At 55.5% G+C, this 14,325-nt stretch carries 10 protein-coding genes and 1 tRNA gene; 9 read left to right on the forward strand and 2 right to left on the reverse strand.

Annotation, left to right across the window (positions count from 1 at the left end):
• Positions 1-259: 259 nt before the first annotated feature.
• The 5 genes from ALP8811_RS00005 (at position 260) to ALP8811_RS00025 (ending at position 4,748) form a co-directional block, all read left to right on the forward strand.
• Positions 260-454, forward strand: a complete 195-nt coding sequence (locus tag ALP8811_RS00005) for a hypothetical protein (protein ID WP_108855165.1) — start codon at positions 260-262, stop codon at positions 452-454.
• Positions 455-708: 254 nt separating this feature from the next.
• The gene (locus tag ALP8811_RS00010; RefSeq protein ID WP_245924464.1) at positions 709-1,515 is read left to right on the forward strand and encodes a DMT family transporter; all 807 of its coding nucleotides are present in this window, start codon (positions 709-711) and stop codon (positions 1,513-1,515) included.
• A 351-nt stretch (positions 1,516-1,866) separates the two neighbouring features.
• Complete coding sequence (locus tag ALP8811_RS00015) at positions 1,867-2,571, forward strand: response regulator transcription factor (RefSeq protein WP_181363647.1); 705 nt, start codon at positions 1,867-1,869, stop codon at positions 2,569-2,571.
• 62 nt (positions 2,572-2,633) lie between these two features.
• Positions 2,634-3,911 carry a calcium-binding protein gene (locus ALP8811_RS00020; protein WP_146183965.1) on the forward strand — a complete coding sequence of 426 codons (1,278 nt, stop codon included), beginning with the start codon at positions 2,634-2,636 and terminating at the stop codon, positions 3,909-3,911.
• A gap of 156 nt (positions 3,912-4,067) precedes the next feature.
• Positions 4,068-4,748, forward strand: a complete 681-nt coding sequence (locus ALP8811_RS00025; RefSeq protein WP_181363648.1) for a cyclic nucleotide-binding domain-containing protein — start codon at positions 4,068-4,070, stop codon at positions 4,746-4,748.
• Positions 4,749-4,750: 2 nt separating this feature from the next.
• Here ALP8811_RS00025 and ALP8811_RS00030 read toward each other — a convergent pair whose 3' ends face one another.
• On the reverse strand, positions 4,751-5,263 hold the full coding sequence (locus ALP8811_RS00030; RefSeq protein WP_108855170.1) for an acyloxyacyl hydrolase: 513 nt from the start codon (positions 5,261-5,263) through the stop codon (positions 4,751-4,753).
• 144 nt (positions 5,264-5,407) lie between these two features.
• Here ALP8811_RS00030 and ALP8811_RS00035 point away from each other — a divergent pair.
• The 4 genes from ALP8811_RS00035 (at position 5,408) to ALP8811_RS00050 (ending at position 13,053) form a co-directional block, all read left to right on the forward strand.
• Positions 5,408-5,484: transfer RNA gene (locus ALP8811_RS00035), tRNA-Met, on the forward strand.
• A 497-nt stretch (positions 5,485-5,981) separates the two neighbouring features.
• The gene (locus ALP8811_RS00040; protein ID WP_146183966.1) at positions 5,982-9,635 is read left to right on the forward strand and encodes an Ig-like domain-containing protein; all 3,654 of its coding nucleotides are present in this window, start codon (positions 5,982-5,984) and stop codon (positions 9,633-9,635) included.
• A gap of 581 nt (positions 9,636-10,216) precedes the next feature.
• Positions 10,217-11,587, forward strand: coding sequence for an alpha/beta fold hydrolase (locus ALP8811_RS00045; RefSeq protein ID WP_146183967.1), 1,371 nt, complete (start codon positions 10,217-10,219; stop codon positions 11,585-11,587).
• Entirely contained in the window at positions 11,587-13,053 is a 1,467-nt protein-coding gene (locus tag ALP8811_RS00050) for a 1-acyl-sn-glycerol-3-phosphate acyltransferase (RefSeq protein WP_108855173.1), read from the forward strand. The genes ALP8811_RS00045 and ALP8811_RS00050 overlap by 1 nt, the downstream gene beginning before the upstream one ends.
• Before the next feature lie 156 nt (positions 13,054-13,209).
• On the opposite strand, the gene ALP8811_RS00055 is transcribed toward ALP8811_RS00050, so the two are convergent.
• Entirely contained in the window at positions 13,210-14,241 is a 1,032-nt protein-coding gene (locus ALP8811_RS00055) for a zinc-ribbon domain-containing protein (RefSeq protein ID WP_108855174.1), read from the reverse strand.
• Positions 14,242-14,325 lie beyond the last annotated feature (84 nt).

Below are 14,325 nucleotides of genomic sequence, written 5' to 3' on the forward strand. Positions count from 1 at the left end.
GCGTGGGAGAGTAGGTCACCGCCAAACCTAATAAAGAACCAAATAGCGTATCCTCTCAAAACGATGACTTAAATACAAAACGCCGGTAGCAAAAAGCTGCCGGCGTTTTGCATTCGAGGGCTTAGAAATGTCGTTGAAACACCATAAGTAGAACAATTCATACCCCGATCCAGCCAAGCTCACGGTCGGGTTATCAAGGTTGTCATTGATACAATGCATTCGGCTGCCTCACCTGCTTGCTCGCATATGGTAAATAAGCATGAAGAAAAACTACACTATCGCCTTGTTGATTATTTTGGGGCTTCCTTGGGCAATTACAACGCTCAGATTTAAACTGGATGTGCCTTCTGGATGGTGGGAAATAGTTCTGTCCTTGATCTGGTTGCTTGCGTTTGGTTACCTTGCACTCAAAATCCAAGTCGCTGTGCTTAAGTATTTATCGAACAAGCACTAAACATTCTTGCTAAGGGGAAACCTGTAAGTCTTACCGCTTTGATTGTCCACTTCACGCGTCTAACACGCGACTTCCTACAGGTGTCTGCGGTCCCCGAATTGACCAGTTGAACATTCGAAGTCGTTACCTTTCAGGATGCCGTTGAGTGAACTCCTTGTGAGCATGGCTTGATAGGAGACTTATAAACTGCAAGGTGAAAAGGATTGCCAAAGCAGAGAACCAGCATGCGCCTCTTCTCCCTCACCCTCCTTACCATGACCGCTTTCGCGGCGAACTCTCTGCTTAACCGGGCGGGGTTGGCCGAGGGTGCCATCGGTCCTGCTGGCTTTGCCGCGATACGGGTAGTTTCCGGCGCGGTGATGTTGTGGGTGTTGATGGTCTTGGGGCAGAGGGCTGCTCCCAAACGCCCTGCGCCTGATTGGATCTCGGCCGGGGCGCTTGCCACTTATCTTCTGGGCTTTTCCTTTGCCTATGTCGCGTTGGATGCGGGGCTGGGGGCTCTGGTGTTGTTCGCCATCGTGCAAGTCACGATGTTTGCGGGCGCGGTGCGGGCGGGGGATCGGATCCCGGTGCTCAGATGGGGCGGCATGGCCGTGTCAATGTTGGGGCTGGCTTATCTGATTTGGCCGACAGAAAGTGTGCAGCTTTCCATGCTCCCTTTGATCTTGATGACTGCCGCGGCAATAGGGTGGGGTATCTATTCCTTGATCGGGCGCCGTGCAGTGGAGCCGTTAAAGGCAACTGCATGGAATTTCATCTATGCCACGCCTATCGTCCTAGTCGTCACGCTGCCGTTTGTCTGGGGCGAGACGCTGTCCACCCCCGGTATTCTTTTGGCCGTCACCTCGGGCGCGATCACATCCGGCCTTGGCTATGCGCTTTGGTATCGTGTCCTTCCGCAACTGGGCGCCAGCACTGGCGCGCTCGTTCAGCTTTCGGTTCCGGTGATCGCCATGCTGGCAGGGGTGATCTTGCTGGGGGAAACCGTTGGATTGCGCGAGGTCACGGCCTCAATCCTTGTGTTGGGCGGCATCGCCATCGGGCTGATTGTTCGCAAATAGCGGCGAAGGCTGGGATTCCGTCAGCTATATGGATGTCTATTGGACCCCCATTCGCGGCATCAAAGGTATCGAAGTTGATTTGGATAAAGGTTCAATTCGCGGGTTCGACGGCAATTTCAGACGTGTGAGAGTAGGTCACCGCCGAACCCAATAAAGACCCAGTAAGAATTCTCTCAGACGATGACAAATATACCAACGCCGGAAGCTAAATAGCTGCCGGCGTTTTGCGTGAAAGCGGGCCAAATTCGACCTGAGTACATTTTTCTGCTACAATCGGGGGCAGAAAATTCATTTATCGCCTAATTGATGAGACCTATTGATACTCATATTATCGCGAACATTTCGTTCGAGATGCAGGCCGCCGGATCATTTGATGAGCGGTGGAACACGGCAAACACCATACTGAATCAACTTGGGGCAGATGCGATTACAGCTTCAGCTATTAAGGCGAGTACGGGCGAGGTGAAATGGTTTAAAAGTTCACTCGAACAGCATGTCGTTGACGCCTATGTCGAACGAGAAATGTACCGGATAGATTCCTTAGTTTCGCATGCGGCACAAAATGGAGGACCGGTTGTCTGGGGCGCTGAACGTGCATTCACCAACGCAAAGTCTCAAGCTGAACGTGAGTTTTCAGGGTTTGTGCTTGATTGCGGCTATAAGCTGATCGTTTCAAACTCGATGCCTCGAAGCTTAAACGGAATAGTGCGCAACCTTTCATATTGCTCGAAAATGAGCATCAGTGATTTTCGGCGTCATGGCATCCGGAAAGCTGTGCAATCCGCCATCAATCAGATCCTGCCTTGGATCGGATGGCCAGAGATGGATTCGCAAACGCCAAACCTTATCCCAGTGCGGGTCAAGCTGACAGGACGCGAGCGCGAGGCGTTGGCTTATCTGTCTAACGGTCTCATGAATGCGCGGATTGCGCAGTCCATGGGAGTATCAGAAGCGATGGTCGCGAAGCATTTGCAGTCAGCAAAGAAGAAACTAAAGGCCAAAACACGCGAGCAAGCAGTGGCAATCGCGATAATGGATCGCCTGATTCAGCTGTAAAGGTATCAATATCTATACCTGTCTCCAAAGCTGCAGAGTCGGATAATTGTATCTGATTTGAAATGACTGCTTTGGGGAGGGGCTTTCAAATGCCGAATTTTACATACTTTAATGGAAACCAGGGTGCATACCGCTGGGGTGACCTGAACACCGATGACTATAATGTGAACACTTGGAATTCGAGTGGCGCGACGCTTGTCTATAACGGTAACGACGGGCCCTATGACCCGACGCGCAGCCCATATCGGGCCGAACTTGTATTTGCGAACGCTGTGGAACACACAATCGAGACTGGCCCAGATGCTGGGGATACTGTGTTTATCGGCGGAAAGCTAAAGACGATCCGTTACTACAACAAAAATGGCGATCTCATCATGGAGATCACAGGTCTAGACATCAGCTTGTCTTGGTTGTCAGCGCAGTTGCGCAGCAACGACCTCTACGATTTGGGTAGAGCGATCTATGCAAAAGGGGCGACGTTCATTGGCTCAAACGATGGTAGCGGCCCTGATAGTGATTGGACTGGTGAGAGCATCAATACTAGCTATCGCAACGACAAGGTGAAAGCCAAAGGGGGGGACGACTATATCTCTGACTTTGGCGGAGCCGACGTTTATAACGGCGGCGGAGGCTGGGATACCGTCAGCTATATGGAAGTCTATTGGAACCCCCATCTTGGCACCAAAGGTATCAAAGTCGATTTCAACAAAGGCACAATTCGCGGGTACGACGGCAAGGTTGACACGATCAAAAGCATTGAAGGTGTGCGTGGTACCTACATGAAAGACACGTTTTATGGGGACAAGAAAGACAATGCCTTCATGGGGTTGGCCGGCAACGATTATATCAATGGTCGGGGTGGGTTTGACTACGTCCAGTATAGAAGAGATGACCAGCAAGGCGGCACGGACGGGGTAAAGGTCGACCTAAAAGCGGGGACGGCGCGTGACGGTTTCGGGAACACCGATACACTGGTCAGCATCGAAGGCGCTGGGGGAACCGATTACAACGACGTGTTCCGCGACAACAAAAAGGATAACTTCTTCCGAGGCCGGGATGGAGACGACCGTTTCATTCTGACCAAGGGGGATGACCGCGTCCGTGGCGATGATGGTGCGGACACCTTCGTGTTTAAGAGCAACAACTGGGAACATGACTGGATCGAAGATTTCGACGATTCCGAAGGCGACAAGATCGAGCTGAACCATGCAACTCAGTTTTCCGACCTGACGATCTTTCAGGATGGCTCGAATACGGTGATTGAATATCAGGGCAACAGCATCACGTTGGAAGACTTCACGGCGACCGATTTGGATGCGGGCGATTTCATTTTTGTTTGATGCGACCAGGCACCCGCGCCGTGTATTTCGGGCGGGTGCCTGCTCAACTTTGGTAAGAAACGGTGATTCTGGGTGATTTGACTGGGGAAGACGTCTGAGTTTAGCCTGTCAAACAATGGGTAAAGTATCGTTCCGAACTAACCAATGAGCCAGTCCGTGCTATCTGACATCTTAGTAATAGCTGCGGCTACGGCTTTCGTTCTGGGCTATCTGATTATCAATCAGATAGCGCTGCGATTTATGCTGCTTGTCGGGACCGGGCTGTATATCTGGTACTATGCAGTTGTTGCAGACAGCCCGCTATGGGCAGCCATCTGGGCAAGCGCGGCCACCGGCACGGCAAATATTGTGGGACTGACCAGCCTTTTCTTAAGAAAGTCCAAATGGATTATCCCGAACCGTGACAAGGATTTGTATCCTGAATTCGAAGCGTTGCCCCCAGGTGATTTCCGCCAACTCGTGCTGTTGGCCCGTCGCGAAACACGTATGAAAAACGAGGTTCTGACAACCTCTGGGTCTGCAGTGACGTCACTGTTTTACGTAATTTCTGGACGGGTTGAGATCCGAAAAAAGGGAAGCGTGTTTTCTATGCGCAGTGGCAACTTCGTGGGTGAAGTTGCCTTTTTGACCAACGAAGCTGCTTCGGCGACCACGCTGATGGCCACAGATGGCGAATTACTGTGCTGGGATGTCGAGCAGCTTCGGCGTCGCGCCGAGCGGGATACGCGGTTCCGTCTGGCGTTGGACGCAATGATTTCGTTGGATCTGGCGTACAAGGTCGCGAATGCCGGATCTCCAATCGCAGAACCTGCATCTGCTCACACCAAAGCGATGTGACCCTATTGCGCGTAGCGTAGAAGCAAGGTTTCCAGCCCGGGATTTGGAGTGGGGTGTCCAAGCCCTCCGTTCGAGCGATGGTCCAGAGAAATCCCAATGCGTTCACCCGAAGAGCGATAAGCGCCAGCTTCAATGCCGGATCGGAACTCGACCGGATACCCCAAGCGCGGCCCATCATTCGATCGCATCCACCATCCTGGAACGAAACTGAGTTCTGCAAATCCGGGGCCGCTTGGCATGCGGAACTCGTTCACAGCCCCGGCACCGATCCAGACATCGCCAAGGTTATCAACAGACAGGCCAACAACCGGGCGAAACGGTCCGAAACTGACGGGAAGGTCGTGTCGATAGTAAACTTCGCCCCCAATCGAATCTGCTTCAAATATGACGCTGCCCGCAGACATGGTGTGGCGAGCGATCTCCATCGCGGGTTTGACGCAACCACGATCGCAGTGATTGACCAACATGTCGATCAACCCTGTAAGCAGAAACAAAATGGCCAGTGTGCCGTCCATGAAACCCTCATTTGTTCCCAAAGACTTAGCGAACTAAGTCAGCGGTGTCACCAGCCGGAAACTGACTTCGCATTTTGTGGCAGTTTTTTTGCCGATTGCGCTTGAGCTTCCCGAAGCCCGGGACTATATACGCAATACTACTGGCGCGGGATGGAGCAGCCCGGTAGCTCGTCAGGCTCATAACCTGAAGGTCGTAGGTTCAAATCCTACTCCCGCAACCAAAAGCTGATTAGTAATCAGGTACTTAAAGGTCGCCCTTGGGCGGCCTTTTTGTTTGGGTGATTGCTTGTGGAAGCAATTGGAAGCGTTTCACGGAGCAAGAGGTGGAACGCGAGAGGTGATTTCCGCGGTCTCGCTTTTTGATGTCTGATCATTCAGCGGCGACGCTGGATCGGCGACCTTGCCCCGTTAGATGTCAGTGAAGAACAGGTTGTTCGGGTTTTAAGCTGGCTCGCTCGGTTCCTAGCGCCGTTTTTCGATGTTCAAGATCATCCATCTTCGCCTTCAAGCCGGGATGAAAAATTCCTTCGGTGATGGCCTCGATTATTCTGGCGATTTGCGTGGTGACCTTTACGAGCTCGCGTTCCTAGTCCGCTGTGGTTTTCCATGAGCAGTTCTGTGTGTAAGGGCGCATGGCGCAGGTCTGAATAAGGTTTCGGGTGACGTAGGGGAATAAAAAATACCACGTGCAGCAGAATTGCTTGACTTATTAACCATCATGTCAAAACGTGGCGCGGAGCTGCAGGTTTCCTGCGGAAGCGCGACAATATTGGAATGGTTGGATAATTTTTGGTTCCGCGGGGCGCATGAAATCCCAATTGCGGTCAGGTTTATTCAACTAGAAGGGGATAGCCTAGTGTGGATGAGAAAAGGGTGCTTTGGCGCCAACGAGAAAGTGTCTTTTGAGAAAACGCGAGAAGCGGCAGGCTTGAGCAGAAAGATACTAGATCGTGTCGCACAGGTGAAGATACTGTTCGTAGCGATGCTGCTGTCGATCATTTCAACTGCTTCCATCGCTCAGACTCTATCGTGGTCGTTGTCATCCTCGACCTACACGACCGCCGGCCAAACACTCACTTACACATATAGCTATCATACCGGAAATTACCTGGTCGGAAGTGTTTCTATCACTCCGACGTTTTTCAACCAATTTGGCACACCGGTATCCGGAAGCGTCGGTGCAACTACCTGTTCGGGGTTGCCCACCTCAAGCCTGAACCAGACAATTACTTGCTCGGGAACATACACGGTTCACGCAAGTGATACGGACAACGGTGACGCGATCAACGCTGTCGTGAATGGAACTGACTGGTCGGCTACGCAACCAAGTGGTGGATGGGCAGGCGGCGGCACACCGGCCAGCCCGGGTCAATTGACGGCTACTTTTGATCCGCCCCCGTCGGTCAGCATCAGCTCGACGACCAGCAGTACGACAGGTGTGAATCCCATTCCGGTGACCTTCAACTTCTCGGAATCAGTGAGCAACTTCGTCTCAGGAGATGTATCGGTCACAGGAGGAACCCTGTCTGGATTCTCGGGATCCGGATCCAGTTATTCGGCGAATATTACTCCCTCTGGCCCCGGAACGATTACGGTTAATGTCGCGGCCAATGTGGCAGTCGATTCTTCCGGAAGTGGCAACACCGCCGCGCTGCAACTCACCAGAACCTATGCAGGCGATACAACGCCGCCGCGGGTATCCTCAATCACCCGCCAAAATCCGGCTGCTTCGCCGACCAATGCCGATAGTTTGATATGGCGCGTGACCTTCAACGAAGCCGTCAGCGGTGTGTCCGCCGCTTCATTCGCCCCTTCCGGCACAACGGGAACGGCGACCGTTTCCAGCGCCGGGGGCAATGCCTATGACGTGACAGTCTCAGGTGGCAATTTGGCTGGCCTGAGCGGCACCGTGACCCTGGGCCTTTCAGGATCGCACGGCATCTCTGATTCTGCGGGTAACGCTTTGACAAATGTGGCGCCGACAGGGGCCAATGAAAGCTTTGTGGTCGACAACACTGCGCCCACCACGACGATCACTTCAACCGCGACCAGCCCAACCAACACGTCCCCGATTCCGGTCACAGTGACCTTCTCAGAGGTGGTGACTGGTTTTGCTGATACGGATGTTTCCGTCGGCAACGGCAGCGTGTCCAGCTTTGCTGGATCGGGCACGACCTATACGTTCAACGTCATCCCAGCGGCCGACGGCAACGTCACCGTTAATGTGGCCGCGAACGTGGCGGCCGATGCAGCTGGCAACAACAATACCGCTGCGACGCAGTTTGCGATTACCTTTGATGGGACAGCGCCCACCACGACGATTACGTCAACCGCGACCAGCCCAACTAACACGTCCCCGATCCCGGTCACAGTGACCTTCTCAGAGGTGGTGACTGGTTTTGCTGATACGGATGTTTCTGTCGGCAACGGCAGCGTGTCCAGCTTTGCTGGATCGGGCACGACCTATACGTTCAACGTCATCCCAGCGGCCGACGGCAACGTCACCGTTAATGTGGCCGCGAACGTGGCGGCCGATGCGGCTGGCAACAACAATACCGCTGCGACGCAGTTCGCGATTACCTTCGATGGGACAGCGCCCACCACGACGATTACGTCAACCGCGACCAGCCCAACCAACACGTCCCCGATCCCGGTCACAGTGACCTTCTCAGAGGTGGTGACTGGTTTTGCAGATACGGATGTTTCTGTCGGCAACGGCAGCGTGTCCAGCTTTGCTGGATCGGGCACGACCTATACGTTCAACGTCATCCCAGCGGCCGACGGCAACGTCACCGTTAATGTGGCCGCGAACGTGGCGGCCGATGCGGCTGGCAACAACAATACCGCTGCGACGCAGTTTGCGATCACCTATGATGGGACAGCGCCCACCACGACGATCACTTCAACCGCGACCAGCCCAACCAACACGTCCCCGATCCCGGTCACAGTGACCTTCTCAGAGGCGGTGACAGGTTTTGCAGATACGGATGTTTCTGTCGGCAACGGCAGCGTGTCCAGCTTTGCTGGATCGGGCACGACCTATACGTTCAACGTCATCCCAGCGGCCGACGGCAACGTCACCGTTAATGTGGCCGCGAACGTGGCGGCCGATGCGGCTGGAAACGGCAATGCCGCTGCGACGCAGCTAAGCATAGAGTATGATTCAACGTCCCCTGGCTTAACAATCAGCGGTGTCCCCGGCGCCTATCTTCCGGGCGATACTTTTGTTGTGACCTTCACATTCGCTGAAAACGTGACAGGCTTTGACGCGAGTGATGTTGTTGTTACCGGGGGTAACTTGTCAAACTTCGCAGGTGGGTCGCCGGTTTGGACCGCAACTGTGACGCCTGGAAATACCAGCGATGTCACCGTGGCGGTATCTGCAGGGGCTGCTCAGGATGCGGCTGGCAATGATACAAACGGGGCCAGCGCAACATCTGCGATCGACTCGGCCGCAATTTCGAGCGAGCAGATTGCCTACTTCATGGAAAATCGGGCGCACTCTCTGATTTCCAACCAACCCAATTTGACGCGGTTCTTGGGTGGCCGTTCGGGTGGGCGTTTTAATGCCACCATCAGCAGTAGCGCCATGGGCGTTGATTTTGCCAGTGGCGCGGGTGGGCCAGCATGGTTCACGTTCCAAGGCTCACATAGTGAGTCCGGAACTACGGAGCTAACCTATGGGCTGTTCTCTTTTGGCACACAGATTGTCAAAAATGAGAACCTGCTCGTCGGCATCATGGCCCAGCTGGACCATTCTGAACAGATGTCGGACAGTGGCATCTGGACGACCGGCACCGGCTGGTTGGCGGGTCCGTACATGGTCCGTCGCCTTGGCGATCAACCGCTCTTCCTCGAGGCTCGACTGCTTGCAGGTCAAAGCCACAACAGAATCTCGCCGCTCGGTACATTCACTGACCAGTTCACCAGCAGCCGGTTGTTGGCCAAGGTTGGGATTGAGGGCCAGTATCAGCTCGGCTCGGCTCTTTTGTTCCCGAACCTGAACATCAGCCATGTGCACGACGCTCAGAAGGCGTATCTAGATGGGCTCAACAACCTGGTTCCGAGACAATCGGTGTCGCTGACAGAGTTTGATCTGGGGATTGACTTCGAGGCGCCGGTTGCTGTGTCGCGAGGTGAGTTGACGCTCACTGGTGGACTGTCAGGTTCGTACTACCGCACAGCGGCTAGCGGGCCGGCGATTAACTACATCTCGGTTGGCGACAGCTGGAACAGCCGCGTTGATCTGGGTCTGCGCTACCGTGCGGAAAATGGTCTGACCATTACAACGGGCGCCTATTTGACCGGCTTGACCTCTAATGCCCCGCTCCAAAGCTACGGCGCTACCCTGCAGCTTGAGGTTGGCTTCTGAGCTAAACAACTATGGTTCCTACCATGAGGCTGTATTGCGCGACGCGGAATGAGCCATCTTCATCGTGGTAGGAGCCAGCCTTGACTTGAAACTAGGCGATGGCTTGATCGCCCCATCAAACTGGGTGCGCCTTGTATTCGGGTGGTCCCGCTGCCAGAAACTTGATTGGTAATCAGATACTTGAAGGTCGCCTTTGGGCGGCCTTTTTGTTTGGGAAAAGGCTTGGTGCTGCGCACAAGAGCAGCGCCTTGCGCGCACGAAGGAACGTTCGGACTCAGTGACAGATGAATGGCTGGTCCCCGGTTCAGCGCCCCCGTCATGATCCAATCGCGGTCGAGGCACCATTGATCTGTGTCATGGCTTTGCGTGTGAGCATGCGAAAAACTGAGGCCAACCCGGGCCATTGTTCCGGTTGTCGGCATTGCTGGCACTGAACCACTCATGAAAATAGAGCGTCAGAAGAGACGCGGCTGGCAAGGGGATCAAGCGAAGGAATGGAAGACCCTCAGGTCAGCGCAACAAATGATCCCGAATTGCTTGATCGCACATCGAGGAAACCTGCCACGCAGCGGGAACTCAACATGGCGCAACGCATCATGGCGTCGATGGTTGGAGAGCTCCTCGCCCGGCCTTGGCTGGACTGGCTGATCCTGCAAACTCTTAAACGGTTGTTCTTTCCATTTTCGCGGCTCTGGGCTGCCGCACGCGCCGCAAATGGCGAGATCGAGGCCTTTGCCGAGGCCGCGCCCCTGACACGTCCAATCAGAACCCGAGGCAGGTTGCGTCGGGCGCTACGAATTTTTGAACGTGAACGCGCCAACATCAATAGTGTCGAGTTCTTCTGGCATGAGAACTTCTTTGGCCCCACCGAGGTATCGGACCGCCATCTCGCCGCATTGGAAGAGGCGCGCCTGCATGCCCGCAGCCGGTTCAACGCCACCCGACGGTATTTCACCTATTTGCGGCTCTGGCTGGCCACCACCGTCTATCCTGCCTTTGCCACACCGCAGGAGTTCGAGGCGACTTACGGCGTTACCGGCGCTGAATTTGAACGCCTATTCGAGCCACCCGTCGCCATGCCCGCCGTACAGGTGTCGCGTGGCGTGCCCACGCCTTCGGGTCGGGATTACTGGATCCGCTTTGCCTCGCCGGCGGAACATCTCGGAGATGATGTCTATGCCCGCGTGCACGAGCCCGTCGGCGTCGAGAACCCTCCTACGTTGATCTTTGGTCACGGCATCTGCGTCGAGTTTGACCACTGGCGCAATCTGGTCGACCCGATCGCCATGTTGCCGCGCCGTGGTATCCGCGTGATCCGGCCAGAAGGCCCTTGGCATGGGCGGCGCGTACCCGAGGGGTACTACGGCGGCGAAATGTTCCTGTCGCGTGCGCCGATGGGCGAGTTCGACTATTTCACTGCCCAACACAAGGAGTGGGCCGTGCTGATGGATTGGGCCCGTCGGACCAGTACCGGACCCGTCGCATTCGGCGGCAGCAGCCTTGGCGCACAAGCGGCCCAGATGGCGGCTATCCGGGCGCAGACTTGGCCCAAAGCGTTGCAACCCGATGCCCTGTTCTTGATGACCCACTGTGAACACGTCGGGGATGTGGCCACCGACAGTGACCTGTCCGATATCTGGGGGCTTCACGAACCGCTGGCCAAGCTTGGCTGGAACAAGGACATGCAGAAGGACTGGTTGTCCAAGCTTGACCCGATGGGCCTTCCAGTCATGCCGCCCGAGCGGATTATCAGCATCCTTGGTCGCAAAGACCGGGTAACGCATTTTGCCTCGGGTCAACGTTTGCAGGATAAATGGAACCTGCCGATGGAAAACCGTTTCATCTGGCCCTGTGGGCATTTCACTGTTCCACTTCGGCTGGGGCGTGATGCGCGGCCGCTGGACCGGCTTCGCGCCATATTCGACGACATCCCTCATCGAGGTGCAGAATAGTGTTGGAGCGCGAGGTCGCTCTGCCTATCTGGCTGGCATTGCCGGTTCTTGCGTTGGCGTTGCTCGGGGCACGGGCCTATATCGTCGAACCGCTGGTGCGCCGGGCGCTGCTACGCCGCGAGCGTGATCTCAAGACACGGCTCAACACCACTCTGACCCGACCGTTGCCCAAGGTGTTGCAAGTTCCACGCCGGGTGCTGACCGAACGTCTCTTCAACGATCCGATTGTGCAGCAAGCCATCGAGGACGCCGCTGAAACCGACGGTCACGAAGCAGCCGAGACAGAAGCCCGCGCCTATATCGACGAACTGATGCCGTCGTTCTTCGCATTGTTCTATTTCCATGTTGGGTATTGGCTGGCGCGGCGCTGGCTGCGCTCGATGTATGATATCCAAATTGTGAAACAGCTGCCGCCCGATGCCTATGCCGATATCCCCGAGGACGCCAGCATCGTGCTGGTCGGCAATCACCGCTCGAACCTTGATGTGGCGGTGCTTAGCTATCTGGCGGCCCGCACCAGCATGATTTCCTTTGCCGCGGGGGAATGGGCGTCGGTCTGGCCGGTCAATCGGATCATGCAGATGAGTGGGTGTTACATAATTCGACGTGAATCTCAGGGTAGGCTCTACAAGACCGTGCTGGCCCGGTATGTCCACATGATGATCGGCGCGCGCATGCCTCAGGGCATCTTTCTTGAAGGCGGGCTTAGCCGCGACGGTGCGATTCAGCCGATCAAGCTGGGGCTGATGCGATACATCTTGGCGGGCCTTGGCACAGGGGAAACACGCGACATCGTCTTCATCCCCGTCGCCTTCAACTATGACCGCGTGCCCGAAGATATGACGCTTCTGGCGCATCAGGATCAGGGGTTTACCAAGAAATCCCGACTTTACACGATCCGCAGCACCGCCTGGCATTCCTTGGGGATGATCGCGCGATTGCTGCGTATCCGGCGTCAACGGTTCGGGCAGGCGGCGGTCAGCTTCGGCCCGGCGTTCTCGGTTCGTAAATGGCTGACCGAGCATGAAGAGTCTGTCGAGACGCTCGATGATGCCAGACGCAAGGCCATCGTGGCGCCGATTGCAGAAAACATCATCGGACAGATCGCCAACATGATCCCAGTCTTGCCGGTGTCGCTGGTGGCTACCGTGATCCGCGACAAGGATGGAGTGATCTCGCGTCGGCAGTTGCGCCGGGAGGTCCTGCAGTTGATTGAACGCTTGCGCACGGCCGAAGTACCGCTCGCGATCAACGAGGCCGACGACCCGAATGCCAGCGAGCTTGGTCTTCAGGTGTTGTTGTCACGCGGAGTGGTCATTGAAGAGGCTGGCCAGCTGAAGTCGGACCCAGACAAGGTGGCGCTGCTACAATACTATGCGCATACCATCTCGCACTACTTGGTCGATGAAGAGGCCGCAGCCCAGTTGAGCAGCATCCTTACGGTCCCGGAACCCAGCCGCGCGTGACCCGACTGTCGGGAAAACTTACGTGCAACTTTGCTTGAAATAGCCCGGCATGTACTTGGCCGGAGCTTACATCCCGCCATTCATCCAGACCGTGGCGAAAGGTTGCTGAGTCCAGAATCAAAAACCCCTCCTGAAAAGGAAGGGTTTTTGGCTAACTCAACCTCCTGAGGAGGTGTCCATCAGGCCGCGCATTTTTTCGACTGCGGACTGCATGGCCCCCTCGAGCCAGACCCGGAGGCTGTCGCCCATCGCGGTATACTGTTCTAGTGCGCTCTGAGCTTGTGGGAAACGTTCGCCGATTTGCGGGGCAAGTACATAGATGCTGACCAGCAGCACAGCCAGCAAAATTGTCAGGCTGAACCCGCGACGGAACCCTTTCCCACTAGAAGCGGCTTCGGTTCCCGACGGTCCTAAATCAATCTTAGTTTCGTCTGGGGTGTCCGGCGCGTCGAGGGTCGAGTTGATCTCTTCAATGTCCGGAAGCATGTCGCGGCTTCGCAGATCCTTTTCCTGGATCTCTTCTTCTACATCGCCTTGGTCAAGCTCCATACGTCGGATGCGAGCAGTGAGCTCCTTGTCGGCATCGTCCTGCGCTGAGTCCAATCCAAGATCCGGCTGCGTCTCAAGTCCTTGATGGTCAGCCTCGCGGGCACGTAGCTCTTGCTCGGCCTCTTCCTGAAGGATCTGCTTGACCTCTTCGCTAACCTCTTTGCGGGGCGCAGCTGCGGCGGGGATCGGGGCGTCATCTACGACGTCGTTATCGCTCTCGTCGCTTTCGTCAGGGGCAGTATCGGGCGTGTCCTCGACTTCGACTTCGACGTCGTCATCGATTTCGGCTGCGTCTTCTTCTTCGGCTGCGTCCTCTACCTCTGCTGCGCCGTCATCTTCTACAGATTCCGCCACTTCGGTTTCGTCTTCGCTTTCAGGGCTATCGACGCTCGGTTCAACTTCTGGGGCTGGGTCGGCAATCGGATCAGGTTCTGGTGTTTCGTCGACATGGGACGCCTGCGGAGCCGGGATCTCGATCTTCGGCTCGGGTTTGTCCTCAACCTCGGTTGTTGCGGGTAGTGGCGGGGTGAAAAACCAGGCGTGACCACAATTCGAACACTGAACGTCGCGACCCTCTTCGGGCATAACGCGATCATCAACTTCGTACTGAGCGCCGCAATTGGGGCAAACTAAACGCATTTTATACTCAATCCCCTGAGACTGGCTGGATATTACTCGCCTTAATCAAGAGTAATATGAGCAAAAAGCTTGTGAAAATCAAAC

Origin of the sequence: Aliiroseovarius pelagivivens, assembly GCF_900302485.1 — a bacterium.
Classification (GTDB): domain Bacteria; phylum Pseudomonadota; class Alphaproteobacteria; order Rhodobacterales; family Rhodobacteraceae; genus Aliiroseovarius; species Aliiroseovarius pelagivivens.